Source organism: Streptomyces sp. SudanB5_2050 (assembly GCF_964272335.1).
In the GTDB taxonomy this organism is placed as follows: domain Bacteria; phylum Actinomycetota; class Actinomycetes; order Streptomycetales; family Streptomycetaceae; genus Streptomyces; species Streptomyces rochei.
This window is the reverse complement of sequence record NZ_OZ186760.1, coordinates 1,929,836-1,954,162: the sequence shown is the minus strand read 5'-3', so window position 1 is coordinate 1,954,162 and position 24,327 is coordinate 1,929,836. Positions and strand designations below refer to the sequence as shown.

General features: G+C 73.1%; 24 protein-coding genes and 1 pseudogene. 10 read left to right on the top strand and 15 right to left on the bottom strand.

Annotated features, from left to right (window positions below; genetic code table 11):
- Positions 1-18: 18 nt before the first annotated feature.
- A complete protein-coding gene (locus tag ACFZP7_RS08725) occupies positions 19-816 on the bottom strand; it encodes a nucleopolyhedrovirus P10 family protein (protein ID WP_385634170.1) in 798 nt (265 codons plus the stop codon).
- Positions 817-904: 88 nt separating this feature from the next.
- Here ACFZP7_RS08725 and ACFZP7_RS08720 point away from each other — a divergent pair, with 88 nt between their 5' ends.
- From ACFZP7_RS08720 to amaP, 5 genes are read left to right on the top strand one after another with little or no spacing between them, the layout of a single operon-like run.
- A complete protein-coding gene (locus ACFZP7_RS08720) occupies positions 905-1,372 on the top strand; it encodes an Asp23/Gls24 family envelope stress response protein (protein ID WP_019329345.1) in 468 nt (155 codons plus the stop codon).
- A 28-nt stretch (positions 1,373-1,400) separates the two neighbouring features.
- Positions 1,401-1,586: a hypothetical protein gene (locus ACFZP7_RS08715; RefSeq protein WP_019329346.1), complete on the top strand. Its 186-nt coding sequence runs from the start codon at positions 1,401-1,403 to the stop codon at positions 1,584-1,586.
- Complete coding sequence (locus ACFZP7_RS08710; RefSeq protein ID WP_019329347.1) at positions 1,583-1,966, top strand: hypothetical protein; 384 nt, start codon at positions 1,583-1,585, stop codon at positions 1,964-1,966. The genes ACFZP7_RS08715 and ACFZP7_RS08710 overlap by 4 nt, the downstream gene beginning before the upstream one ends.
- Complete coding sequence (locus ACFZP7_RS08705) at positions 1,963-2,673, top strand: DUF6286 domain-containing protein (RefSeq protein ID WP_385634169.1); 711 nt, start codon at positions 1,963-1,965, stop codon at positions 2,671-2,673. The genes ACFZP7_RS08710 and ACFZP7_RS08705 overlap by 4 nt, the downstream gene beginning before the upstream one ends.
- A complete protein-coding gene (amaP, locus tag ACFZP7_RS08700) occupies positions 2,670-3,257 on the top strand; it encodes an alkaline shock response membrane anchor protein AmaP (protein WP_031021741.1) in 588 nt (195 codons plus the stop codon). The genes ACFZP7_RS08705 and amaP overlap by 4 nt, the downstream gene beginning before the upstream one ends.
- 67 nt (positions 3,258-3,324) lie before the next feature.
- Here the strand turns inward: amaP and ACFZP7_RS08695 are convergent, their stop codons facing one another.
- The 9 genes and pseudogenes from ACFZP7_RS08695 to ACFZP7_RS08655 form a co-directional block, all read right to left on the bottom strand.
- On the bottom strand, positions 3,325-4,080 hold the full coding sequence (locus ACFZP7_RS08695) for an SDR family oxidoreductase (protein ID WP_030977851.1): 756 nt from the start codon (positions 4,078-4,080) through the stop codon (positions 3,325-3,327).
- A 4-nt stretch (positions 4,081-4,084) separates the two neighbouring features.
- A pseudogene (locus ACFZP7_RS08690) lies at positions 4,085-5,871 on the bottom strand (glycoside hydrolase family 15 protein).
- A 76-nt stretch (positions 5,872-5,947) separates the two neighbouring features.
- Positions 5,948-6,739, bottom strand: coding sequence for an SURF1 family protein (locus ACFZP7_RS08685; RefSeq protein ID WP_127434132.1), 792 nt, complete (start codon positions 6,737-6,739; stop codon positions 5,948-5,950).
- A gap of 57 nt (positions 6,740-6,796) precedes the next feature.
- Positions 6,797-7,030 carry a hypothetical protein gene (locus tag ACFZP7_RS08680; RefSeq protein ID WP_071528763.1) on the bottom strand — a complete coding sequence of 78 codons (234 nt, stop codon included), beginning with the start codon at positions 7,028-7,030 and terminating at the stop codon, positions 6,797-6,799.
- A 106-nt stretch (positions 7,031-7,136) separates the two neighbouring features.
- Positions 7,137-8,129: a DEDDh family exonuclease gene (locus tag ACFZP7_RS08675; protein ID WP_385634168.1), complete on the bottom strand. Its 993-nt coding sequence runs from the start codon at positions 8,127-8,129 to the stop codon at positions 7,137-7,139.
- A 113-nt stretch (positions 8,130-8,242) separates the two neighbouring features.
- Positions 8,243-9,250 carry a CopD family protein gene (locus ACFZP7_RS08670; RefSeq protein WP_031021748.1) on the bottom strand — a complete coding sequence of 336 codons (1,008 nt, stop codon included), beginning with the start codon at positions 9,248-9,250 and terminating at the stop codon, positions 8,243-8,245.
- A 132-nt stretch (positions 9,251-9,382) separates the two neighbouring features.
- Positions 9,383-10,948 carry a CoA transferase gene (locus ACFZP7_RS08665; RefSeq protein ID WP_385638385.1) on the bottom strand — a complete coding sequence of 522 codons (1,566 nt, stop codon included), beginning with the start codon at positions 10,946-10,948 and terminating at the stop codon, positions 9,383-9,385.
- Positions 10,949-11,063: 115 nt separating this feature from the next.
- Positions 11,064-12,590: a S8 family serine peptidase gene (locus tag ACFZP7_RS08660; protein WP_385634167.1), complete on the bottom strand. Its 1,527-nt coding sequence runs from the start codon at positions 12,588-12,590 to the stop codon at positions 11,064-11,066.
- Between the two features lie 77 nt (positions 12,591-12,667).
- Positions 12,668-14,257, bottom strand: coding sequence for a S8 family serine peptidase (locus tag ACFZP7_RS08655; protein WP_355163577.1), 1,590 nt, complete (start codon positions 14,255-14,257; stop codon positions 12,668-12,670).
- Positions 14,258-14,521: 264 nt separating this feature from the next.
- Here ACFZP7_RS08655 and ACFZP7_RS08650 point away from each other — a divergent pair, with 264 nt between their 5' ends.
- From ACFZP7_RS08650 to moaA, 3 genes are all read left to right on the top strand, one after another.
- Positions 14,522-14,878, top strand: coding sequence for a DUF485 domain-containing protein (locus ACFZP7_RS08650; RefSeq protein ID WP_029394199.1), 357 nt, complete (start codon positions 14,522-14,524; stop codon positions 14,876-14,878).
- Positions 14,875-16,503 carry a cation acetate symporter gene (locus tag ACFZP7_RS08645; RefSeq protein WP_127440401.1) on the top strand — a complete coding sequence of 543 codons (1,629 nt, stop codon included), beginning with the start codon at positions 14,875-14,877 and terminating at the stop codon, positions 16,501-16,503. Before ACFZP7_RS08650 ends, ACFZP7_RS08645 begins: the two co-directional genes overlap by 4 nt.
- Before the next feature lie 171 nt (positions 16,504-16,674).
- Entirely contained in the window at positions 16,675-17,664 is a 990-nt protein-coding gene (gene moaA, locus ACFZP7_RS08640) for a GTP 3',8-cyclase MoaA (RefSeq protein ID WP_019329362.1), read from the top strand.
- Here the strand turns inward: moaA and ACFZP7_RS08635 are convergent.
- A complete protein-coding gene (locus ACFZP7_RS08635) occupies positions 17,661-17,891 on the bottom strand; it encodes a hypothetical protein (RefSeq protein WP_385634166.1) in 231 nt (76 codons plus the stop codon). The genes moaA and ACFZP7_RS08635 overlap by 4 nt on opposite strands.
- 211 nt (positions 17,892-18,102) lie before the next feature.
- The gene (locus ACFZP7_RS08630) at positions 18,103-18,501 is read right to left on the bottom strand and encodes a DUF3099 domain-containing protein (protein ID WP_019329364.1); all 399 of its coding nucleotides are present in this window, start codon (positions 18,499-18,501) and stop codon (positions 18,103-18,105) included.
- A 260-nt stretch (positions 18,502-18,761) separates the two neighbouring features.
- On the opposite strand from ACFZP7_RS08630, the gene ACFZP7_RS08625 reads away from it, so the two are divergent.
- The gene (locus ACFZP7_RS08625; RefSeq protein ID WP_019329365.1) at positions 18,762-19,043 is read left to right on the top strand and encodes a GlsB/YeaQ/YmgE family stress response membrane protein; all 282 of its coding nucleotides are present in this window, start codon (positions 18,762-18,764) and stop codon (positions 19,041-19,043) included.
- Between the two features lie 57 nt (positions 19,044-19,100).
- On the opposite strand, the gene tyrS is transcribed toward ACFZP7_RS08625, so the two are convergent.
- The 3 genes from tyrS to ACFZP7_RS08610 all read right to left on the bottom strand — a co-directional run bounded on the left by tyrS (position 19,101) and on the right by ACFZP7_RS08610 (position 23,348).
- Positions 19,101-20,369: a tyrosine--tRNA ligase gene (gene tyrS / locus ACFZP7_RS08620; protein WP_019329366.1), complete on the bottom strand. Its 1,269-nt coding sequence runs from the start codon at positions 20,367-20,369 to the stop codon at positions 19,101-19,103.
- 61 nt (positions 20,370-20,430) lie between these two features.
- On the bottom strand, positions 20,431-21,828 hold the full coding sequence (locus tag ACFZP7_RS08615) for a metallopeptidase TldD-related protein (protein WP_127440402.1): 1,398 nt from the start codon (positions 21,826-21,828) through the stop codon (positions 20,431-20,433).
- Positions 21,825-23,348, bottom strand: a complete 1,524-nt coding sequence (locus ACFZP7_RS08610; RefSeq protein ID WP_062138601.1) for a TldD/PmbA family protein — start codon at positions 23,346-23,348, stop codon at positions 21,825-21,827. The genes ACFZP7_RS08615 and ACFZP7_RS08610 overlap by 4 nt, the downstream gene beginning before the upstream one ends.
- 271 nt (positions 23,349-23,619) lie before the next feature.
- Between ACFZP7_RS08610 and fabG the strand changes: the two genes are divergently transcribed.
- Positions 23,620-24,324, top strand: coding sequence for a 3-oxoacyl-[acyl-carrier-protein] reductase (fabG, locus tag ACFZP7_RS08605; protein WP_046251184.1), 705 nt, complete (start codon positions 23,620-23,622; stop codon positions 24,322-24,324).
- Positions 24,325-24,327: the final 3 nt, after the last annotated feature.

Sequence of the window (24,327 nt, the reverse complement as noted above, 5' to 3'; positions counted from 1 at the left end):
TAGGCGGGCGCCGCCCCGTCAGTCGATCGCCGTCACCACCACCGCCACCGAGGGGCGGTCCGGCAGGGCCTCGGACACCGCCGTGCGCACCTGCCGGGCCGACTCCGCCGCGCTCCGGCCGGCGCGCACGGCCAGTTCCACCCGAACGTGCCGGCGCGGCAGGGCGGACGCCTGCGACAGCTCCATGACATCCACCGGACGGCCCAGCACGGCCGTCAGCCGGGACACGCCCGGCACGGCCAGCGCGGCGTCGGCCGCCCGCGCCGCGTCCCCCTCCTCCCGCCCGCCACCGGTGTCCGCCCCCGCAGGGTGCGCCGCCGCCCCGGGCGCCGCCTCGGTTCCGTGCCCGGAGGCCGCCCCGTCACCCGGGCCCGACGCGGCTCCGCGCCCCGCCTCGGTCCCGTCGTCCGGTCCCGCACCCGCCTCCAGCAGCTCCGTCGCCCGCAGGTCCACGTCCGTCACCGTCAGGCCCAGCTCGTCGGCCGCGGTGAGCAGGGCCGTGCGCAGCCGGGCCGCCGTCGCCGGCAGCGGCTCCGCGACCGTCGCCGCGAAGTCGGCCGTCACCCTCAGCGGCCCGGGCGGCAGGGCGCTCGGCGGGGACGGCACCACCGGCTCGAACGCACGGCCGGGATCGGCGGCCGCCACCCGCAGGGCCCCGGCGCGCACGCCCGGCACACGCCCGGCCGCTGCCAGCAGCGCCCCGCGCACCGCCCGTTCGGCGATCCACGCCCCGTCTCCCGGCCCGCCGAGCGGCAGCAGCCTGCCCAGCCCCAACCGTTCCCGCACCGCCTGTGTCCATCGGTCCGCCGTCGTCATTCCTCCAGCCTGCCGCATCCCCGGCGCGCGATCGCGGAACCTTGCTTACGGTGGTCGAAGAAGGACGTACCGGGAAAGGACTGCGGCGATGAGTGACCTGACGGAGAAGGACACGCCCGACACCGGTGCCCACCGGGCCCAGGGCGTACGGCGTGGCGGAGGAGCCCCCGGTGAGCGGGGCCGCACCACCATCGCCGACGGCGTCGTGGAGAAGATCACCGGAATGGCGGCACGCGACGTCGCCGGTGTGCACGCCATGGGCAGCGGCATGTCCCGCACCTTCGGCGCCGTGCGCGACCGGGTGCCCGGCGGGGCCAAGTCGGGCGTGACGCGCGGCGTCAAGGCCGAGGTCGGCGAGAAGCAGACCGCCCTCGACCTCGAGATCGTCGTCGAGTACGGCGTGTCGATCTCGGACGTGGCCCGTGACGTGCGGGAGAACGTGGTGGCGGCGGTGGAGCGGATGACCGGCCTCGAGGTCGTCGAGGTCAACATCGCGGTGAGCGACGTGAAGCTGCCCGACGAGGAGGACGAGGAGCCGGAGCCTCGGATCAAGTGACGCGGACGCGGACTGAGGGGAGCGCACCATGAGCATGGCCGTGGTCGGTCTGATCGCCGGCATGGCGCTGGGTTTCGCCGGGTACTTCGGCGGCTTCGGGGCCTTCCTGCTGGTGGCGGCCCTGGGAGCCGTCGGTTTCGTCGTGGGCCGCCTGCTGGAGGGCGACATGGACCTCGGCGACTTCTTCCGCTCCCGCGACGACCGGCGGCGGTGACCGGCGTGAGCGACGGGGCCGGTGGGCTCCTCGAACCCCGGACCGTCGTACCGCCGGGCGAGCGCGGGGCCACGCGGATCGCCGACCGGGTCGTCGCCAAGGTCGCCGCGCGGGCGGCGCGCGAGGCGGTCGGCCCGCTCCACCCGGACGCGGCCCGGCCGTACGCCACCGTCGCCGTCCACCACGACACCGCCCGCGTCCGGGTCCACCTCGAACTGGACTACCCGTGCGACATCGGCGCCCGCTGCGGGCAGGTGCGTCACCAAGTCGTGCAGCGGGTGCGCGCGCTGGTGGGCATGGCGGTCCCGGAGGTCGCCGTCCAGGTGGAGCGGCTGCACCTGACGGCGGAGCACGGAGCGAGTCAGGGGAGGACGCGATGAGCGAGCCCCAGGGAACCGAGGGCAGCACCCGGCGGCTGCCGGTCGTGGAGACCGCCGCGCAGCCCACCGGCCCCACCGATCCCAGCGATCCCACCGACCCCACCGGGCAGGAGACGCCCGGCGGCGACTCCCCGCCACCGCCGGCCTCCGACGCCGCAGGCGGACGGGCGGGCCGCTTCTGGTCCGCGCGGCGTGTCCCCGCGGGCATCGTCGCGCTGCTGCTCCTGGTCGTCGCGGGCGCCTTCCTCTACGACGTCGTCGCCGTGCGCACCGGGCGCTCCGCCCTCGGCTGGCGCCGCGAACTGGCCCGGCAGCTCGCCGAACGCCCCCTGGACGACACCTGGGTCCGGGTCGGCGCCGGGGTCGCCGCGGCCCTCGGGCTCTGGCTGCTCCTGCTGGCCCTCACCCCCGGTCTGCGCAAGGTGCTGCCGATGCGGCGCACCCGGCCCGACGTACGGGCCGGACTCCACCGGGACGCCGCCGCCTCGGTGCTGCGCGACCGGGCCGTGGAGGTCGCCGGGGTGCAGTCGGCGCGCGTGCGGATGCGCCGGCGCAAGGCACGGGTGCGCGCGCTGGCCCACTTCCGTGAACTGGACGACGTACGGACCGATCTGCACGGCGTGCTCGACGACGCGGTGCGCGGGCTGGGACTGGCCCGGCCGCCCACCGTGTCGGTCAAGGTGGCGCGTCCCGGACGGAAGGGGTGAGAGCGGTGCTCAGGACCGTCGACCGAGTGCTCCTGGGACTGGTGGGCCTCGTCCTGCTCGCCCTGGGCGGCTCGGTGCTGGCCATCGGCTTCGGCGCCTCCGCGCCCTCCTGGTGGCTGCACCGGGGCCCGCACGACGTGCTGCTGAGCGCGGCCGAGCGGACCAGGTGGCGGGAGTCGGGCTGGTGGTGGCCGGTCGTCATCGCCGCGCTCGCCGTCCTGCTGCTGCTCGCCCTGTGGTGGCTGGTGGCCGTGCTGCGCCGCCGCCGGCTCGGGGAGGTCCTCGTCGACACCGGCGACGGCGAGGGCGCTGCGCTGCGCGGCCGGGCCCTGGAGAGCGTCATCGCCCAGGAGGCCGACCGCGTGGACGGTGTCGAGCGGACCAGGGTCCGGCTGACCGGCCGACGGGCCTCCCCGGCGGCCCGCGTCCGCCTCCTCCTGGCCCCTCACGTCGACCCCGGCACCGCGCTGGACGACGTCACCGCCCACGCCCTGGCCCACGCCCGTACTGCGGCGAACCTCTCGGCCCTCCCGGCGGAGGTTCAGCTCCGGGGCGTCAAGCACGGCGCCGAGCGGGTCAGCTAGGCCCGCCCCGCACGGCCGGACGGAGTATCCGTGCCGCTTGCCGGCACCCGCGGAGCCCGCGACCCGTCTAGAACCCGTGCCGCATCCCGCCGTCCACCGGCAGCATCACGCCCGTGACGTACGAGGCGGCGGGGGACAGCAGGAAGGCAGCGGTCCGGCCGAACTCCTCCGGGGCGCCGTAGCGGCGCAGCGGGACGCGGGACTCGGCCGCCGCCCTGGTGGCCTCCGGGTCGGCGGACATGCCGTCCAGCTCGCGCACCCGGTCGGTGTCGATGCGGCCCGGCAGCAGGCCGACGACGCGGATGCCGCGGGGGCCCAGCTCGTCGGCGAGGGACTTGGCGAAGCCCGCCAGGCCGGGCCGCAGGCCGTTGGAGATGGTCAGGCCCGGGATCGGCTCGTGCACCGAACCCGACAGCACGAAGCCGATGACGCCGCCGCCCTCCAGTTCGGCCGCCGCCGTCCGGGCCAGCCGTACCGCGCCGAGGAACACCGACTCGAACGCCGCCTGCCACTGCTCGTCCGTGTTGTCGGCGACGAACCCGGGCGGCGGCCCGCCCACGCTGATCAGTACGCCGTCGAAGCGGCCGAAGCGCTCACGGGCGGTCGCGACCAGCCGGCCGGCGGCCTCCGGGTCGGCGTTGTCGGCGCCCACACCCACCGCGTGAGGCCCCAGCGCCGCCGCGGCCTCCTCCGCCGTCTTCTCGTCCCGCCCGGTGACGACCACCTTCGCCCCGTCGGCGACCAGCTCGCGCGCGACGGCGTTGCCCAGGCCCCGGGTGGCACCCGTGACGACGTACACCCGGTCCTTCAGTCCAAGATCCATGGCCCTATCCTGCCCCCTCGTCCCCGAACAGGGCGAGGGCCGTGTTCACCAGTCCGATGTGACTGAACGCCTGCGGGAAGTTGCCGAGCTGGTGGCCGGCCACCGGGTCGTACTCCTCGGCGAGCAGCCCCACGTCGTTGGCGAGCCCCACCAGCCGCTCGAACAGCTCCCGGGCCTCCTTGGTCCGGCCCGTCGCGTGCAGCGCGTCCGCGTACCAGAACGAGCAGACCAGGAACGTCCCCTCGCCGCCCGGCAGCCCGTCGACGGGGTCCCCCTCGGTGCTGTAGCGGCGCACGAGCCCGTCCCGGGACAGCTCGGCGCCGATCGCGTCGACCGTCCCGACGACCCGGGGATCGTCCGGCGGCAGGAAGCCCACGCGCGGGATGAGCAGCAGCGAGGCGTCCAGTTCACGGGAGCCGTAGGACTGGGTGAAGGTGTTGCGTTCCGGGTCGTAGCCCTTCTCGCACACCTCCCGGTGCACCTCGTCGCGCAGCGCCCGCCAGCGGTCCGGGTCGCCGCCGGTCAGCTCCGGGTGCTCCTCCAGGGTGCGCACGGCCCGGTCCAGCGCCACCACGTCATCACCTTCGAGTGCACGAACTGCCGGCGCCCGCCGCGCACCTCCCACAGCCCCTCGTCGGGCTCGCGCCACGCCGTGGCCAGGAAGTCCATCAGGGCGCACTGCAACTCCCACATCTGCGGCTGCGGGTGCATGCCGGCCAGCCGGGCCAGCGACAGGGAGTCCATGACCTCGCCGTACACGTCCAGCTGGAGCTGGTTGACGGCGTCGTTGCCGACCCGTACGGGCGTGGACCCGGCGAAGCCCGACAGCCACGGCAGCTCGAACTCCGGCAGCCGCCGCTCACCCGCCAGGCCGTACATGATCTGCAGGTCCGCCGGATTGCCCGCGACCGCGCGCAGCAGCCAGTCGCGCCATGCCTCGGCCTCCTCCAGGTACCCGGCTGACAGCAGGGCGCCCAGGGTGAGGGTGGAGTCGCGCAGCCAGCAGAAGCGGTAGTCCCAGTTGCGCACGCCGCCCGGTTCCTCGGGCAGCGAGGTGGTGGGCGCGGCCACGATGCCGCCGGTGGGCTTGTAGGTGAGCGCCTTCAGGGTGATCAGCGAACGGACCACGGCGTCCCGGTACGGGCCGTCGTAGCCGCAGTGCGCCGCCCAGGCCCGCCAGTCCTCGACGCTGTGCTCCAGGGCGATGAACGGGTCGACCAGCGGCGGGCGGGGCTCGTGCGAGGGGTGCCAGGTGAGGACGAAGGCGACCTTCTCGCCCTCGGCGACCGTGAACTCCGCGTGCGTCCCGAAATCCTGCCCCCAGCTGCGCACCTCCGGCTCGCTGCGCAGCCACGCCGAGTCCGGCCCGGCGACCGCCACCCGGTGCCCGTCGGTGCGGCGCATCCAGGGCACGACCGAGCCGTAGTCGAAGCGCAGCCGCAGCACGCTGTGCACGGTGACCTCGCCGCGCAGACCCTCCACGACGCGTACGAGGTCGGGGGCGCGGTCGCGCTGCGGCATGAAGTCGGTGACCCGCACCGCGCCGTCCGCGGTCTCCCACTCGGTGTCCAGGACGAGGGTGTCGGGCCGGTAGGCGCGGCGCGTGCAGCGCTCGGCTCCCTCGGGAGCGATGCGCCAGTGGCCGTTGTCCTCGTCGCCGAGCAGTCTGGCGAAGCAGGCGGCGGAGTCGAAGCGGGGCAGACAGAGCCAGTCCACGGAGCCGTCCGTGCCGACCAGGGCGGCGGTCTGCTCGTCGCCGATGAGCGCGTAGTCCTCGATGTGGGGGTGCACGGCATTCCGTCTTCCCGACCCGGGACGGAGCAATCGGGCCCGTCCGCGTGCCGGCGCCCGGGGCGGCCGTCGGCCGCTACACCGCCGCGTGCTCCGGCTGCGGCTGCGCCGCGTCCTCGGCGGTCTCCCGGTCGCGCTTCTCGCGGCGGACCAGGAACCACCAGCCGACCGGTACGGCGGCGGCGAACAGCCACCACTGGATCGCGTACGCGTAGTTCAGCGCGGCGTCCTCGTTGCCGGGCCTGCCGATGCGCTCCGGGGTGCCGTTCTTCGGCTCCGGCTCCATCAGCACGACGTATCCGCCGAGCACCGGTGCCTTCAGGCGCTCGGCCTGCTGCGCGCTGTTGATGAGCATGATCTGCCGGTCCGGCAGACCTTCGAGGTCCTTGATGCCGCTCGCCTCGGTCGTCTCGTCGGGCATCAGCCGTCCGGTGACGGTGATCTCCCCGCCGGGCGGCGCGGGCACCTCGGGGAAGGCGGTCTGACTCGGGCCGTCCGCCGGGATCCAGCCCCGGTTGACCAGCAGGATCCTGCCGTCGTTCAGCACGAACGGGGTCAGCACGTGGTAGCCGATGTTGTCGTCGGAGTCGGTGCGGCGACGGACGACGACCTCGCGTTCGGTGTCGAAGTGGCCCTGCGCGGTGACCGTGCGGTACCGCTCACGCGTGGTGATCTTCTTGCCGGGAGCGGTCAGCGACTCGGCGGGCACCGGCGCCGCGTCGAGCGCCCGCGCGACCAGATCGTTCCGGGCGGTGCGCTCCTCGTAGCGGTGCATCTGCCAGAAGCCCAGCCGGATCATCGTGGGGATGAGCAGCACGGCGACCAGCGTGAGGATCACCCACTGGCGGGACAGGAGGAAGCGGTACACCCCACGACGGTACAACTCGGTCGTGGGGCGCCGTGCGGCGGGTACGCCGTCGAGGGACTAGACCTTGTCGACGATCCCCGCCCTCCCCTCCGCGCGGGCGCAGTGGGCGCCGCAGTACCAGTGGCCCTCGACCTCGACGCCCTGGCCGATGATCTGGACCCGGCAGTGCTCGCAGATGGGGGCCATCCGGTGGATCGCGCAGGAGAAGCAGTCGAAGACGTGCACCGCTCCCTGGGCGTGGACCTCGAAGGTCATTCCGTAGTTGTTGCCGCAGACTTCACATGTCGCCATGCGCCACAGGGTGAGCCGTCACCGCGACGCGGGCGAGCGGGCGCCGGGCGAGTCGCCCGGAATCACCCGTCCGTACGGCTCGGCCGCGATCCGCCCGGAGCCCGGCTCACGGCGTGGCGTCCGCGGGCTCGACGTCTGCCAGCAGCTGGCCGAAGGCCGCCTCGTCCACCACCGGCGTGCCGAACTGGCGGGCCTTGACCACCTTGGACGTGCCCGAGTCCGGGTCGTTGGTGACCAGCAGACTGGTGAGACGGGACAGGCTGGTGGCGACGTGCAGTCCGGCCTCGGTCGCACGGTCCTCCAGCAGGTCCCGCTCGACGGAGGTGTCACCCGAGAAGGCGACCCGCATGCCCTGCTTGAGCCGTTTGCCCTCTTCGTACCGGCCCGGGTTGGGGTAGAGGCACGCGGGCCTCTTGCGGGAGGGGCGCCAGCCGGCCGACCGGTAGCCGCCGGGGCCGGCCTGGTGGCCGATCCGGGGAGCGGGCGCGTCCGACCACTCGGTCAGCGGCCGGCACTCGTGCAGCGGCAGCCGCAGGCCGCCCGCCGCCGCCGCGAGCAGGCTCGGCCGGAACGCCTCCGCCAGCACCCGGGCGTCGTCCAGCGCGTGGTGCGCCCGCTGCTGCACGACGCCGAAGTGGGCGGCCAGCGACTCCAGCTTGTGGTTGGGCAGCGGCAGCTCCAGCGCCTTGGAGAGCGCGATGGTGCACAGCCGTTGACGCACCGGTGCCTCGCGCTTCGCGCGCGCGTACTCGCGGGCGATCATCTGCCAGTCGAAGACGGCGTTGTGCGCGACGAGCACCCGCCCGTCGAGACGGGCCGCGAACTCCTCGGCCACCTCCGGGAAGAGGGGCGCGTCCCGGAGCACCTCGCTCGTCAGGCCGTGTATCCACACCGGGCCCGGGTCCCGCTGCGGATTGACCAGGGTGTACCAGTGGTCCTCGACCTCGCCGCGGGCGTCCAGACGGTAGACGGCCGCGGAGATGATGCGGTCGTCGCGGGCCAGTCCGGTGGTCTCCACGTCAACGACCGCGTATCCCTGCGGATACGCGGTCGGCCACGCCGTCGCGGACGGCGCTGCGGTCGTGCGGTCTTCGAGCATGGTCCATGAGGATACGGGCCGCGACTGACACTCCGGTGCGCCAGGTGCCGCCGCGCGCCGCGGCGCGACGGCCGTACGGTCAAGCGGCCGCCGCCGGGCGGGCGTTGCGGGACTCACCACCGGATCGGCACCGGAAGGGCCGTCAGCAGCCCGGAGACCGCGACCACGAAACCGAGGGCGGCGACCTCCGCGCGCGCCGGGACGCAGGCGGTCAGCGGATCGGCCGCGCGGCCCAGCCGGATCCTGGCCCACAGCGCGAGGGCGGCGACGGCGACCATGAGGATCACCTTGGCGAGCAGGACCCGCCCGTACGCCGTGTCCGTCAGCTGGTCCACGATCGTGCCGGGCGGCATCCGGCGCAGCGAACTGCACACGCCCGTCGCCGTGATGGCCGCGAGCAGCACGGCCGCCACACGCGCGTAGAGCCCCAGCAGGGCCGGGCCGGCGGCGGCCTCCCGCCAGGTGCGCAGCGTCCGCAGCGCGTACAGCAGACCGCCCACCCACAGCGACGCGCACGTCAGGTGGACGAGGGTCAGGCCGGAGCCGAGCAGGGGGCTGTACTCGGTCGTGGGGTGCGCGCGCAGCGCCTCCGCGACGATCACCGCGGCCAGCGGCCAGACCTGGAGGCCGGGGCGGCGGGAGGTGGCGCACAGACCGGCCGCGAGGAAGCCGTTGACCTCCAGGAGGGCGAGTTTGCCGTCGCGGGTGGAGTAGAGGCCGCCGACGTCGATGTCGGCGGCGCTGTCCGGCACCAGGTTGCCCGTGGCCACGACCGACGCCAGGCCCAGCGCGGCGACGAACCCGGCGGCGGCCGCGTACGGCGCCCAGCTGCGGGGGCGTTGCGGGGGAGCGCCGGGGAGGGACCTGGCGAGCCGGTTCACGAAGAGTTCGCCGACCGGGACGCTCAGCGCGGCGAACAGCACCGTGCGCAGCAGGGCTATGCCGCCGGTGCCGGGTGCCTCGGCCTCCCCGGTGCCGTGCAGGGCGGGGGACGGGCCGAGGACGGGTATCAGCGCGGCCAGCACCACCAGCACGAGCACGGCCACGGTCCGGCCGGTGCCGGTGGGCCGCGCGTGCCGTCCGGTGCCGGTGGTCCGGGACGGGGGTCTTGTCAAGGTCACCTCGAGATCTTCACCAGCTCCCCCAGATCCGGGCAAGTTCCGGAAAACAACTGGCGGTCCGGCATTCCACACATGAGGACGTTTTCGGCCGCCGTGCGGTTCGGGAGAGCGGGGAAGGGGGTGAGGGACGCGTCACACCCAGCGCGCGGCGTCCGCGCCCCAGGGGCCCGGCGCCCGTTCCCAGTCGGTGGGTCCGCCGTCGAAGCGGACCGGCGGCAGCGCGTACCGCAGCCGCCCCAGCGGGCTCTCCCGCTCACGCAGCCACGGTGAGGCGCCCGGGCCTCCCGCCTCGCCGGCGTCTCCCGGGCCTCCCGCCTCGCCGGCGGCACGTACGCGGCGCGCGCCGCTGCCCGTGCCCAGAGTGCTCGGGCCGCCGGTGCCGCCGGTGCCCCTCGCGCCGCCCGTGCCGCCCGTGTCGGCGGAGGCGCTTCGGGCCGACCCGCCGACGCCGTGCGGCCGGCCCGCGCCGCTCGCGCCGTCCGGCGCCGGCCCCGCCGACAGCCACGCGGCCGTGCGGGCCAGCGCGACCTCGACGTACCGGCTGCCGCCGTGCCGGGACTGCTCGGTCAGCGCCCGCAGCACCCCGGCCGCCAGCAGGTAGCCGCTGCCGTGGTCGAGGGCCTGGGCGGGCAGCGCGCCCGGCCGGTCCGCCGTTCCCTCCAGCGCGGCGATCCCGGTGCCCACCTGCACCAGGCTGTCGAAGCCGCGCCGCCCGGCCCACGGCCCGTACGCGCCCCAGGCCGACAGCCGGGCCACGACCAGTCCCGGCCGCCGAGCGGCGAGCGCCCGCGGGGAGAGGCCGAACCGGTCGAGGGAGCCCGGCCGGTAGCCGGTGACGACGACGTCGGCCGCGCCGAGCAGTTCCTCGAAAGCGGCCTGATCGGACGTCAGGTCCAGCGTCGCCGAACGCTTTCCGAAGCCCGTGTCGACGTGCTGGTCGGGCAGTTCGGGCAGCCCCGGCGGGTCCACGCGCAGGACGTCCGCGCCGAGCAGGGCGAGGGTGCGGGTGGCCACCGGGCCGGCGATGACCCGGGTCAGGTCCAGGACGCGCAGCCCGGCGGCGGGCAGCAGCGCGCCGGCGGACGGCGGGACGGGGGCGAACGTCCGCGCCGGCGACGCGTCCAGCACGCCGCGCTCCACCAACGGCCGCCCGGCCACCGCGCGGCCCTGCTCGGAGGCCGCCCACTCCTCGGGCGTCCGCAGGGCCACGGCCGCCCCGCCGGCCGCGTACACGGTCTCCTCGACGGAGCGCGCGGGCAGCCCGGCCAGCAGGGAACCCACGGCGTCCACCGCCCGCGCGTCCTCCGTGTCCCGCGCCAGGCCCAGCGCCGCCAGCAGCCGCGCCCGGTGGTGCGGGTAGTTCGCGTGGGTGCGCACCCACCCGTCGGCCGTCCGCCACAGCCGCGACAGCGGCGCGAACGACACCGGCTCCCGGCCGCCGATCCGCAGGTGACGCTCGCTGGTGAAGGCCGCCGCGACCGCCCCGTCGTCCACCCGCACCGCGGGTACCCCGCCGGGCGCGGCCCGCCGCGCCGCCAGCTCGGCGGCGGCCAGCGCACAGGCGCCGACGCATGCCGACGCGAGCGCCCGCACCGGCAGGCGCGCCTCCAGGACCTCGGGGCGCGCCGCCCGCGCGACCCGCGCGGTGAGTGCCGCGTCACCGCCCAGCACGGACCACACGTACTCGATCTCGTCCATCTCTTCCATGGCGAGCAGTGTGCGGTGCCCGCCCCGCGCACGGAACGGCGGGCCGGGGGAGGTTCCCCCGGCCCGCCTCACGCGCGTGGTGGCCGCGGGGGCCACCGGAGCGCCGCTACCGGGTCACCGCGTCCAGCGCGTCGGCCGTGCCCCAGCCGTAGAAGCCGTTGCGGTTCTTCGAGCCCTCGCACACCGCGTCGACCTTGCCGTCGCCGTCGATGTCGTACGGCTCGGTGCACGCGGTGGCGTCGGCCTGGGCGTACAGCAGGGCCTTGACCATCGCCGGTGAGGCGTGCGGGTGCGTCGACTTGATCAGCGCGGCGACGCCCGCGACGTGCGGGGACGCCATCGACGTACCGGCCATGTAGCCCCACTTGCCGCCGGGCAGCGTGCCGAGGATCAGTCCGCTGGTCGCGGGCGGTTCCGGCTTCTGGTACGCCGTCGAGTCGCCGCCGGGCGCGGCGATGTCGACGACGCCCAGCCCGTGGTTGGAGAAGGACGACTTGAGGCCCTTCGCGCCCGTCGCGGCGACCGTCACGACGCCGGGCAGCTGGGTCGGGATGTCCAGGCACTCGGACGGGTCGACCACCCGGTCGCCGGGCGTGGTGTCGTTGGGGGAGGACGGGTCGGTGATCTCGTCGGACGAGAGGTCGTAGTTCTCGTTGCCCGCCGCCGCGACGTTGACCGCGCCCTTCTTCTCCGCGTACCGCGAGGCCCGGGTGACGGCCTCGACGAGCGCCTTCTGGTCCGGGTCGTTCTTGCAGTTGAAGTACCAGGGGTCGGTGTAATAGCTGTTGTTGGTGACGTCCACGCCGTGCTCGGCCGCCCACATGAAGCCGCAGACCACGGCCTCGGTGTAGAAGAAGCCGTCGGGGTTGGACACCTTGATGCCCGACACCTTCACGCCGGGCGCCACGCCCGTCATGCCGACGCCGTTCTTGGCGGCGGCGATCTCCCCGGCCACGTGCGTGCCGTGCGGGCTCTCCGCCGCCCCCGGCCGCCAGGCGCCGTCGGTGGTGTCCGGCTTGCCGGAGACGCAGTTGACGGAGGCGTCCCGGTCGAAGTTGGGGGCGATGTCCGGGTGGGTGTCGTCCACGCCCGTGTCGATGACCGCGACGGTCACCTTCTCGCTGCCCAGCGACTTCTCGTGCGCCTTGTCCGCCTTGATGGCGGGCAGGTCCCACTGGAGTCCCTGCAGCGGGTCCTGGCCCTCGGCGGCCTCGGCGGCGGCGATCTCCTTGCCGCTGAGGACCTTCGGCGCGCCGGTGTCGGTGGTGGCGGCCGACGGCAGCGGCGCGGTGCGGGTGGCGCCGGCCGACTGCACACCGCGCACCGTGCGGACCTGCCGGGCGAAGTCCGGGTTCGAGGAGTGGACGACGACCACGCCGATCCGGTCGTACGACGTCACGACGGTGCCGCCGGCCTCGGCTATCGCCCGCTTCACGTGCGCCGGGAGGCCGTGCCCGGGGCGGACGTTGACGACGTAACTCATCGAGGTCGAGGACGTCGAGTCCGCCGACAGCGTGGGGGCGGCCTCGGCGGCGGAGGCCGGGACGCCCGGCAGGAGGGCCAGCGACGCGGCCACGGCCATACCGGCCGGGATCGCGAGGGCTCGGCGGTGACGCGGGTGGGGAGGTGTCATGTGCGGTGTCTCCAGTTCGTTCGTGAAACCGGTGCGCGACTCGGGAGCGGACGACGAGCGGGCCCGTGCGGGGCGGGTCACTTCACCGCGCGCAGCGCGTCGACGATGCCGTGGCCGTAGAAGCCGTTGACCCGCTTGCCGCCCTCGCAGCCGGCGTCCTGCGTGCCGTCGCCGTCCTGGTCGTAGGAGGCCGGGCAGCCCGGGTTGTCGGCCTGCGCCTTCAGCAGCCGCTGGAGCGTGGCCGGGGACGCCCAGGGGTGCTCCGACTTCAGCAGCGCGGCGACGCCGGCGGCGTGCGGGGAGGCCATCGAGGTGCCCTGGAGCCAGGCGTAGGCGTTGTTCGGCATGGTCGACAGGATGCGGCCGTTCTTCGACGGCGTGTCCGGGATCTGGTAGCGCGCGTCGCCGCCCGGCGCCGCGACGTCCACGACGCCCTTGCCGTACGAGGAGTAGTACGACTTCTCCTCGTCGACGCCGGTGGCGCTGACCGTGACGATGCCCGGCAGCTGGGTCGGCACGTCGAAGCACTCGTGCGGGTCGATGGTCCGCGTCACCGGCGTGGAGTCGTCGGGGCTGGAGTCGTCGACGATGGCGTCGGAGTCCAGGTCGTGGTTGGAGTTGCCGGCGGAGGCCAGGTGCAGGGTGCCCTTGCGCTGGGCGTACAACTGGGCCCGGTTGACCGCGTCGACGATCGCGCGCTGGTCCGGGTCGTCCATGCAGTTGTAGAGCCAGGGGTCCACGTAGTAGCTGTTGTTGGTGATCTCGACGCCGTGGTCGGCGGCGAACACGAACGCGCACACGACGTTCTCGGGGTAGAAGAGCCCGTTGTCCGGGTCGCTCACCTTGATGCTGGAGACCTTCACGCCCGGTGCGACACCGGCGACGCCGATGCCGTTGCGGGCGGCGGCTATCTCACCGGCCACATGGGTGCCGTGGTAGTCGTCGGCGGTGTACGGCCGCCAGGCGCCCTCGCTGGTGTCGGCCTTGCCGCCGACGCAGTTGGCGGACTGGGCGGCGGAGAAGTTCGGGGCGAGGTCGGGGTGGGTGTCGTCGACACCGGTGTCGATCACGGCGACGGTGACCCGGGAGCTGCCCGGGTTGATCTTCGCGGCCTTGTCGGCGCCTATCGCGCGCAGGTCCCACTGGTCCGCTTCCAGCGGCTCGCCCGCCCCCGCGGCCTTCGACGCCTTCGCGGTCCGCGCGGCCTGCTCGGCGGTGAGCACCTCGGCGGCACCCTGGTCGGTCGTCCCGGCGGCGGTCAGCGGCGCGGTGCGGGTCGCCCCCGCGGACTGCACCCCGCGCGCCTTGCGTATCTCCGCGCCGAAGTCCGGGTTCGCGGAGTGGACGACGATCACGCCGATCTGCCGGTAGGTGGCGACGACGCTGCCGCCGGCCTCGGCTATCGCCCGCTGCACGGAGGCGATGGTGCGGTGGTCCGTCCGCGTGTTGACCACGTACGCGAGGCTCGGCGCCTCGGCGGTCCCCGTGGCCCGCGCCGCCTGCCGCGCGGAGTCCGCGGGCGGGGCGGCCGAGGCGGCGGCCGGCAGGAAGCCGAGGGACGCGGTGAGGGACAGCACGACCGGGACGGCGAGGGCGAGGCGCCGTCTGGAACGCCGCGACCGGTGCGAGGACGCCGTACTCGGACGTTCCGAACTCCGATGATCCATGGGGTCTCCACATCATCCGGAAACGAGACCGGCCCGAGACACAGGTGGTGCTCGGGCAGGTACATGACGGAGTGGTGCAGGGCGAAGCTATCCCTCCCGGTCGCCGGCCAGCAATGACCCCGCAACGGGTGACTTCGGAAAGTGCCGGACGGGTTGAACCGCTGCCCGTGGGGCGCCGTGTCGTTGGGCAGGGAGCCCGAGCACGATCAGGCCCCGCAGAACACCGAGGTACAAGCCGTCATGTCCGTCGTACGAGGAGACTCCGTGGCCACCGACGCACCGCCCCCCTCGAAAGAGGAACGCCATCTTCCGTCACCCGAGGAGTTCTCCGAAGTGCAGCAGAGCGCTGAGTTCGCCGAACTCCGCCGCTCCTTCCGCTCCTTCGCGTTCCCGCTGACGATCGCGTTCGTCGCCTGGTACCTGCTGTACGTGCTGCTGTCGAACTACGCCGGCGGCTTCATGGGCACCGAGCTGTTCGGCAACATCAACGTCGCCTTCGTCTTCGGCATCGCCCAGTTCGTCACCACGTTCCTCATCGCCTGGTGGTACTCGCGGCACGCCGCCGCGAAGCTCGACCCCAAGGCCGAGGCCATCAAGTCCCGGATGGAGGGCGGCGCATGAGCCCCGCGATCACCCAGGTCACGCTCGCCGCGAACGAGGCCAGCGAACACCGCCCGCTGATCATCACCCTCTTCGCGCTCTTCGTCCTCGCGACGCTCGGCATCACCGTCTGGGCCGGCCGCCAGACCAAGGACGCCGCCGACTTCTACGCCGGCGGCCGGTCCTTCAGCGCCTTCCAGAACGGACTCGCCGTCTCCGGCGACTACATGTCCGCCGCGTCCTTCCTCGGCATCGCCGGCGCCATCGCCCTCTTCGGCTACGACGGTTTCCTCTACTCCATCGGCTTCCTGGTCGCCTGGCTGGTCGCCCTGCTCCTGGTCGCCGAGCCCCTGCGGAACTCCGGCCGCTACACCATGGGCGACGTGCTCGCCTACCGCATGCGCCAGCGCCCCGTGCGCACCGCCGCCGGCACCTCCACCATCGTGGTGTCGATCTTCTACCTGCTGGCCCAGATGGCGGGCGCGGGCGTCCTGGTCTCGCTGCTGCTCGGCATCACCTCGGACGCGGGCAAGATCCTCATCGTGGCCCTCGTCGGCCTCCTGATGATCGTCTACGTCTCCATCGGCGGCATGAAGGGCACCACCTGGGTCCAGATGGTCAAGGCCGTCCTGCTGATCGGCGGCACCGTCCTGATCACCTTCCTGGTGCTGCTGAAGTTCGACTTCAACATCTCCGACCTGCTGGGCACCGCCGCCGAGAAGAGCGGCCACGGCGCCGCCTTCCTGGAGCCCGGCCTCCAGTACGGCGCGAGCGGCACCACCAAGCTGGACTTCATCTCCCTGGGTATCGCCCTGGTGCTCGGCACGGCCGGCCTGCCGCACATCCTGATCCGCTTCTACACGGTGCCCAACGCCAAGGCCGCCCGTAAGTCCGTGAACTGGGCGATCGGCATCATCGGCGCCTTCTACCTGATGACCATCGCGCTCGGCTTCGGCGCCGCCGCGCTCGTCGGGCCGAAGGAGATCACCGAGTCCAACCCGTCCGGCAACACGGCCGCGCCGCTGCTCGCCCTGCACGTCGGCGGCGTCGACTCGGCCTGGGGCGCGATCCTGCTCGCCACGATCTCGGCGGTGGCCTTCGCGACCATCCTCGCCGTCGTCGCCGGCCTCACCCTCGCCTCGTCCTCGTCCTTCGCGCACGACATCTACGCCAACGTCATCCGCAAGGGCGAGGCCACCGAGAAGGAGGAGATGCGGGCGGCCCGCTGGGCGACCGTCTTCATCGGCATCGTCTCCATCGCCCTCGGCGCCCTCGCCCGCGACCTGAACGTGGCCGGCCTGGTCGCCCTGGCCTTCGCGGTCGCCGCCTCCGCCAACCTGCCCACGATCCTCTACAGCCTCTTCTGGAAGCGGTTCACCACCCAGGGAGCCCTGTGGTCGATCTACGGCGGCCTGATCGTCGCCGTCGGCCTGGTGCTGTTCTCGCCGGTCGTCTCCGGCGACCCGAAGGCGATGTTCCCCGACGTCGACTTCGCCTGGTTCCCGCTGAAGAACCCGGGCCTCATCTCCATCCCGTTCGGCTTCTTCATGGGCTGGCTCGGCACGGTCCTGTCGAAGGAGGAGCCGGACAAGGCGAAGTACGCGGAGCTGGAGGTCCGGTCCCTGACCGGCACGGGCGCCCACTGACCCCGCCCGGAGTCCTCCACCTACCGCGGGGCCCCGTCGTAGATCCCTACGACGGGGCCCCGCGGTACGTCGTAGGGATCGGCCCGCTGTCGATGTCGGTCCCGTCACGTAGGCTCGCAGGTGTCGGAGGAGAGAAGCGCTCCGCCGATCCGCGTCGAGGGAGGGGTCCACGTGCTCATCGACACCTACGGCCGGGTGGCCACCGACCTGAGGGTCTCGCTGACCGACCGCTGCAATCTGCGCTGCACCTACTGCATGCCCGAAGAGGGCCTGCAGTGGCTGGCCAAGCCCGACCTGCTCACGGACGACGAGATCGTCCGCCTCATCGACATCGCGGTCACCTCCCTCGGCATCGAGGAGGTCCGCTTCACCGGCGGCGAGCCGCTGCTGCGCCCCGGCCTCGTCGGCATCGTGGAGCGCGTCGCCGCCCTGGAGCCGCGCCCCCGGATGTCCCTCACCACCAACGGCATCGGCCTCAGGCGCACGGCGGGGGCGCTGAAGGCCGCGGGCCTGGACCGGGTCAACGTCTCGCTGGACACCCTGCGCCCGGACGTCTTCAAGACCCTCACCCGCCGGGACCGCCACAAGGACGTCCTGGAAGGTCTGGAAGCGGCCCGCGAGGCCGGTCTGACGCCGGTCAAGGTCAACTCGGTCCTGATGCCGGGGCTCAACGACGACGAGGCCCCCGACCTGCTCGCCTGGGCCGTGGAGCACGACTACGAGCTGCGCTTCATCGAGCAGATGCCGCTGGACGCCCAGCACGGCTGGAAGCGCGAGGGCATGATCACCGCCGGTGACATCCTGGCCTCCCTGCGCACCCGCTTCGAGCTGACCGCCGAGGGTTCCGACCAGCGCGGCTCGGCCCCCGCCGAGCGCTGGCTGGTGGACGGCGGCCCGCACCGCGTCGGTGTCATCGCCTCCGTCACCCGCCCGTTCTGCTCGGCCTGCGACCGCACCCGCCTGACCGCCGACGGCCAGGTGCGCACCTGTCTGTTCGCGACCGAGGAGACCGACCTGCGGGCCGCCCTGCGCTCCGACGCCCCGGACGAGGAGATCGCCCGCATCTGGCGGCTGGCCATGTGGGGGAAGAAGGCCGGTGCGGGACTCGACGATCCGTCCTTCGTCCAGCCCGACCGGCCGATGTCGGCGATCGGGGGCTAGGCGCGTTCGGAACCGTCCGGGGCTTCCCACTCGGCCAGCGGGACCACGTCCTTGAGGAAGCCCCGCACCCCGAGGAACTGCGACAGGTGCTCCCGGTGCTCGTCACAGGCGATCCACGTCTTGCGGCGCTCGGGAGTGTGGATCTTCGGGTTGTTCCACGCCAGCACCCACTCGGCGGCGGTGCGGCAGCCCTTGGCGGAGCAGATCGGGGCGGTCTCGTCACTCACAGGTTCGTCTCACAGGTCCACACACAAGGCGACGCCGAGCAGCCACGGGGGGAGCTGCCCGGCGTCGGTCCGTCGCTCCGACGGGGGATGCGGAGCGCGTACGAAGTATGTCACGGGTCACCCATCGCCCGGCACCGGAACCACACGATTCATCTGAGCATTTCTTCGGCCTGGCGCGGAATCGACGTGCGCCCCGCCGAGCGCCCCGCGGTCACGCCCGTGCGCGGGGCTCGCCGGCGGCGTCCCGCGCCGCTCCCGGCGGCGTGTCCTCCGGGTCGGATTCCGCCTGCGCCTCGTCGTCACGCGGCGGTGTGATCATCGGGGCGGTCGGCATCGTCACGAACGTCGACGGCAACGATGGCGCGTTCTCGCGCCCCGCGTTCGCGATCACCACCGCGATGTACGGCAGGACCGCGCCCAGGACCAGCGCCACGATCGCCACGTGGCGTTCCACGTTCCACAGACAGGCCGCGAGGACCACCGACAGGGTGCGGATCGACATCGAGATGACGTACCGGCGCTGCCGGCCGCGCACGTCCTCCTGGAGGCCCGTCCGGGCCCCGGTGATCCGGAACACCTCGGCCTTGCCGCCGACACCTTGCTTCCGCATCTGGTTCCACCATCCGCCCGCATCGGACTTCCCCGCCCCGCTCCCGTCCGCGGCCGCACGGGGACTCCGGTCCCGGACAACTCACCACGTTACGCCGCCCCCGCGCCGTCCACGAGACCGGGGCACCCCCGGCCCGTCCGCGGGACCTGCGTCGGAGCGCCCGGCCCGGTACCCCATTCGGCCGTACCCGCCATGCGCCGAACGCGGTACGGCCGAAGACTGGCGGTATTGCTCGCGTGGAGCCGAATGAGGAGGCAGCCATGGGCTGGTTGTGGGCGATCATCGTCGGATTCGTACTGGGTCTGATCGCCAAGGCGATCATTCCCGGGAAGCAGCACAGCCCTCTGTGGCTGACCACCATCTTCGGCATGCTCGGTGCCATCGCCGGAAACGCGATCGCCCGGGCCGTCGGCGTGGACGCGACCCGCGGCATCGACTGGTGGCGGCACGTGTTCCAGCTGGTGGCCGCGATCATCATCGTCGGTGTCGGCGACGCGCTCTACATGGCGGTACGGGGGAACAAGCGGCGCGAGAGGGCCTGACCCCCGCGCGCACGGGGGCGGCCTCCGGCACTCGGAGGCCGCCCCCGCCGCGTGTGCTCAGCCCCCGGTGACCTCGACCGCGGCCAGGTTCTTCTTGCCGCGGCGCAGCACCAGCCAGCGCCCGTGCAGCAGGTCCTCCCGGGCGGGGACGGCGTCCTCGGCGGCGACCTTGGCGTTGTTCACGTAGGCGCCGCCCTCCTTCACCGTGCGCCGGGCGGCGGACTTGCTGGCGACCAGGCCGACCTCCGCGAGGAGGTCCACGACCGGCGCCGGCTCGGCGACCCGCACGTGCGGCAGCTCGGACAGGGCGGCGGCCAGCGTCCGCTCGTCCAGCTCCGCCAGGTCGCCCTGGCCGAAGAGGGCCTTGGACGCGGCGATCACGGCGGCCGTCTGGTCGGCGCCGTGCACCAGCGTCGTCAGCTCCTCGGCCAGCGCCCGCTGCGCGGCCCGCGCCTGCGGACGCTCCTCGGTCTGCCGCTCCAGCTCCTCCAGCTCCGCGCGGGAGCGGAAGGACAGGATGCGCATGTAGCGCGAGATGTCCCGGTCGTCCACGTTCAGCCAGAACTGGTAGAACGCGTACGGCGTGGTCATCTCCGGGTCCAGCCAGACGGCGCCGCCCTCGGTCTTGCCGAACTTGGTGCCGTCCGCCTTGGTCATCAGCGGCGTCGCGTAGGCGTGCACGGACGCGTCCGGCTCCAGCCGGTGCAGCAGGTCGAGGCCGGCCGTCAGGTTGCCCCACTGGTCGCTGCCGCCCTGCTGCATCGTGCAGCCGTAGCGGCGGTAGAGCTGAAGGAAGTCCATCGCCTGGAGGAGCTGGTAGCTGAACTCCGTGTAGCTGATGCCCTCCGAGGACTCCAGACGCCGGGCGACGGAGTCCTTGGTCAGCATCTTGTTGACCCGGAAGTGCTTGCCGATGTCCCGCAGGAACTCGATGGCCGACAGACCCTCGGTCCAGTCGAGGTTGTTGACCATCACGGCCGCGTTCTCGCCCTCGAAGGACAGGAACGGCTCGATCTGGCCCCGCAGCCGCTGGACCCAGCCCGCGACGGTCTCCGGGGAGTTCAGCGTGCGCTCGGCGGTCGGGCGCGGGTCGCCGATCTGGCCCGTCGCGCCGCCCACCAGCGCCAGCGGCCGGTGCCCGGCCTGCTGGAGCCGGCGCACGGTGAGCACCTGCACCAGGTGCCCGACGTGCAGGGACGGCGCGGTCGGGTCGAAACCGCAATAGAACGTGACGGGACCGTCCGCGAGCGCCTTGCGCAAAGCATCCTCATCGGTGGACTGGGCGAACAGCCCACGCCACTTCAGCTCGTCGACGATGTCCGTCACGGTTCTCGTGTCTCCTACATGCTCATGATCTCCGGCGGCCAGGCGGCAGCCGACTACGAGGTTATACGCCCTGACTGACGGAGCTCATATTGAAGTCCGGCACCCTCAGGGCGGGCATCGCAGCCCTAGTGAACCAGTCGCCCCACTCCCTGGGCAGCGTCTTTTCCGTCCGCCCGGCCTCGGTGGCCCGGCCCAGCAGGCTCACCGGCGACTCGTTGAACCGGAAGTTGTTCACCTCGCCGACCACCTCGCCGTCCTCCACGAGGTAGACGCCGTCCCGGGTCAGTCCTGTGAGCAGCAGCGTCGCCGGGTCGACCTCGCGGATGTACCAGAGGCAGGTCAGCAGCAGTCCGCGCGAGGTGCCGGCGACCATGTCCTCCAGGGACCGGTGCGGGTCGCCGCCGTCCAGGACCAGGTTCCCGACGGCCGGTGCCACCGGCAGGCCGGTCAGCGCGGCGCTGTGCCGGGTGGTGGTCAGCCGGTGCAGCTCACCCGCGCGGACCCAGTCCGTCGCCGCCACCGGCAGCCCGTTGTCGAACACCGACTGGTCGCCGCCCGAGGAGTGCGCCACCACGAAGGGCGCGCACTCGAGTCCCGGCTCGTGCGGATCGCTGCGCAGCGTCAGCGGCAGCTCGCCCAGCCGCTCGCCCAGCCGCGTACCGCCGCCCGGCTTCGAGAAGACCGTGCGCCCCTCGGCCGCGTCCCGGCCCGAGGCCGACCAGAACTGGTAGATCAGCAGGTCCGCGACGGCGGTCGGCGGCAGCAGCGTCTCGTACCGCCCGGCGGGCAGCTCCACCCGCCGCTCGGCCCAGCCGAGCCGCACCGCGAGCTCCGCGTCGAGCGCGGCCGGATCGACGTCCTTGAAGTCCCGCGTCGCCCGCCCCGCCCACGCAGACCGGCTGCGGTCCGGCGACTTGGCGTTCAGCTCCAGCGTCCCGTTGGGCTGGTCGTGCCGCAGCCGCAGCCCCGTGGACGTGCCCACGTACGTGGAGGTCAGCTCGTGGTTGGCGAAGCCGTACAGCTCCCGCCCGCCCGCCCGCGCCCGGGCGAACGCCTCCCCGAGGGCCGGCGCGAAGTCGGCGAACACGGCCGACGACGTCTCGGCGGGCGCGTCGGTGAAGTCGGGCGACGCGGGCACGTCCGTGACCAGGGGCTGCGCGTCCTCGGCCGGCCCCGCGCCGCGTGCGGCGGCCTCGGCGGCGCGCACCAGGGGCTCCAGCTCGTCCCTGGTCACGGCCGAGCGCGAGACGACGCCGGACGCGGTGCCCTCCCGCCCGTCGACGGTGGCGACCACCGTCAGCGTGCGCCCGCGCGTGACCCCGTTCGTGGTGAGCGCGTTGCCCGCCCAGCGCAGGTTGGCGGTGGACTCCTCGTCGGCGATCACGACGCAGCCGTCGGCCCGGGACAGCTCCAGCGCCCGCTCGACGATCTCGTGCGGCCTGCTCGTGCGCGCGCTCATCGACCCGCCTCCTGCGTGGTGTTCAGAATGTTGACTCCCTTGAAGAGGGCGGACGGGCAGCCGTGCGACACGGCCGCCACCTGCCCGGGCTGCGCCTTGCCGCAGTTGAAGGCGCCGCCCAGGACGTACGTCTGCGGGCCCCCGACGGCCGCCATGGACCCCCAGAAGTCGGTGGTCGTCGCCTGGTAGGCCACGTCCCGCAGCTGACCGGCGAGCCGCCCGTTCTCGATCCGGAAGAACCGCTGACCGGTGAACTGGAAGTTGTACCGCTGCATGTCGATCGACCAGGACCGGTCCCCGACGACGTAGATCCCGCGCTCCACGCCCCCGATCAGGTCCTCCGTGGACAGCCCGCCGGGATCGGGCCGCAGCGACACGTTGGCCATGCGCTGCACCGGCACATGGGCGGGGGAGTCCGCGTAGGCGCACCCGTTGGAACGCTCGAACCCGGTGAGCCGGGCGATCCGCCGGTCCAGCTGGTAACCCACCAGCGTCCCGTCCTTCACCAGGTCCCAGGACTGGCCCGCCACGCCCTCGTCGTCGTACCCGATGGTCGCCAGCCCGTGCTCGGCGGTGCGGTCACCCGTGACGTTCATCAGCTCCGAGCCGTAGCGCAACTTGCCGAGCTGGTCGAAGGTGGCGAAGGAGGTGCCGGCGTAGGCGGCCTCGTAGCCGAGGGCGCGGTCCAGCTCGGTGGCGTGCCCGATGGACTCGTGGATGGTCAGCCACAGGTTGGAGGGGTCCACGACCAGGTCGTACAGCCCGGCCTCGACACTGGGCGCCCGCATCTTCTCGGCCAGCAGCTCCGGGATCTCGGCCAGCTCGGCGTCCCAGTCCCAGCCGGTGCCGGTCAGGTACTCCCAGCCGCGTCCGGCGGGCGGCGCCAGGGTGCGCATGGAGTCGAACTCGCCGCTGGAGTCGTCCACCGAGACGGCGGTCAGCACCGGGTGCAGCCGCACCCGCTGCTGGGTGGTCACGGTCCCGGCGGTGTCGGCGTAGAACTTGTTCTCGTGCACGGTGAGCAGCGAGGCGTCCACGTGGTCGACCCCGTCGGCGGCCAGCAGCCGCGCGCTCCAGTCGGCCAGCAGGGCCGACTTCTCCGTGTCCGGCACGGTGAAGGGGTCGATCTCGTACGCCGAGATCCAGGTCCGGTCGGCGTGCACGGGCTCGTCGGCCAGCTCCACCCTCTCCTCCGACCCGGCCGCCTTGATCACCTGCGCGGACAGCTTCGCCATCGCCACCGCCTGGGACGCCACCTTGGCCGCGGCGTCCATGGTCAGGTCGACCCCCGACGCGAACCCCCAGGTCCCGCCGTGCACCACGCGCACCGCGTACCCGAGGTCGGTGGTGTCCGAGGAGCCGGCGGGCTTGGCGTCCCTCAGGCGCCAGGAGGCGTTGCGCACCCGCTCCAGCCGGAAGTCGGCGTGGTCCGCGCCGAGCGCCCGCGCCCGGGCCAGGGCGGCGTCGGCGAGGGCGCGCAGGGGGAGTGCGGTGAAGGCTTCGTCGATGCTATGAGGCACCTGCGTCTCTTTCTGTCGACTGGACGAGGTCGGGGCGCACCGGGCCGGTGTGTCCGTGGTCGCTCCGATCATGTCGTCCATCCCGCCCCCGGACCAGAGGTTTCCGACCGGTGCGCGCACGGTTCTGTAGGGACCCGACAGTCACTCCCGTAAGCCACTGTGGGTGCCCGAATGTCCCCGGCCGGTCGCCGACCGATAGGTTTTCGAGGAAGCCGCCTGCTCTCCACGGGTCCGGGCGGGTGTGCCAGAACGCTATGGAAAGGGTGATCCGTTGAGCCGCTCGGTTCTCGTCACCGGAGGAAACCGGGGCATCGGCCTCGCCATCGCCCGCGCATTCGCCGACGCCGGCGACAAGGTCGCGATCACGTACCGCTCGGGTGAGCCGCCCGCCGGCTTCCTGGCCGTCAAGTGCGACATCACCGACAGTGAGCAGGTGGAGCAGGCCTACAAGGAGATCGAGGAGACCCACGGTCCCGTCGAGGTCCTCGTCGCCAACGCCGGCGTCACCAAGGACCAGCTCCTGATGCGGATGACGGAGGAGGACTTCACCTCCGTCGTCGACACCAACCTCACCGGCACCTTCCGCGTCGTCAAGCGCGCCAACCGCGGCATGCTGCGGGCCAAGAAGGGCCGCGTCGTGCTCATCTCGTCGGTGGTCGGGCTCCTCGGCTCCGCGGGGCAGGCGAACTACGCCGCCTCCAAGGCCGCCCTGGTCGGCTTCGCGCGCTCCCTCGCCCGTGAGCTGGGGTCGCGCAACATCACCTTCAACGTCGTCGCGCCCGGTTTCGTCGACACCGACATGACCCGGGAGCTCACCGAGGAGCAGCAGACGAAGATCCTCGCGCAGGTGCCGCTGGCGCGGTACGCGCGGCCGGAGGAGATCGCCGCGACGGTGCGGTTCCTCACCTCGGACGACGCCTCGTACATCACTGGAGCCGTCATTCCCGTTGACGGCGGACTGGGAATGGGTCACTGATCA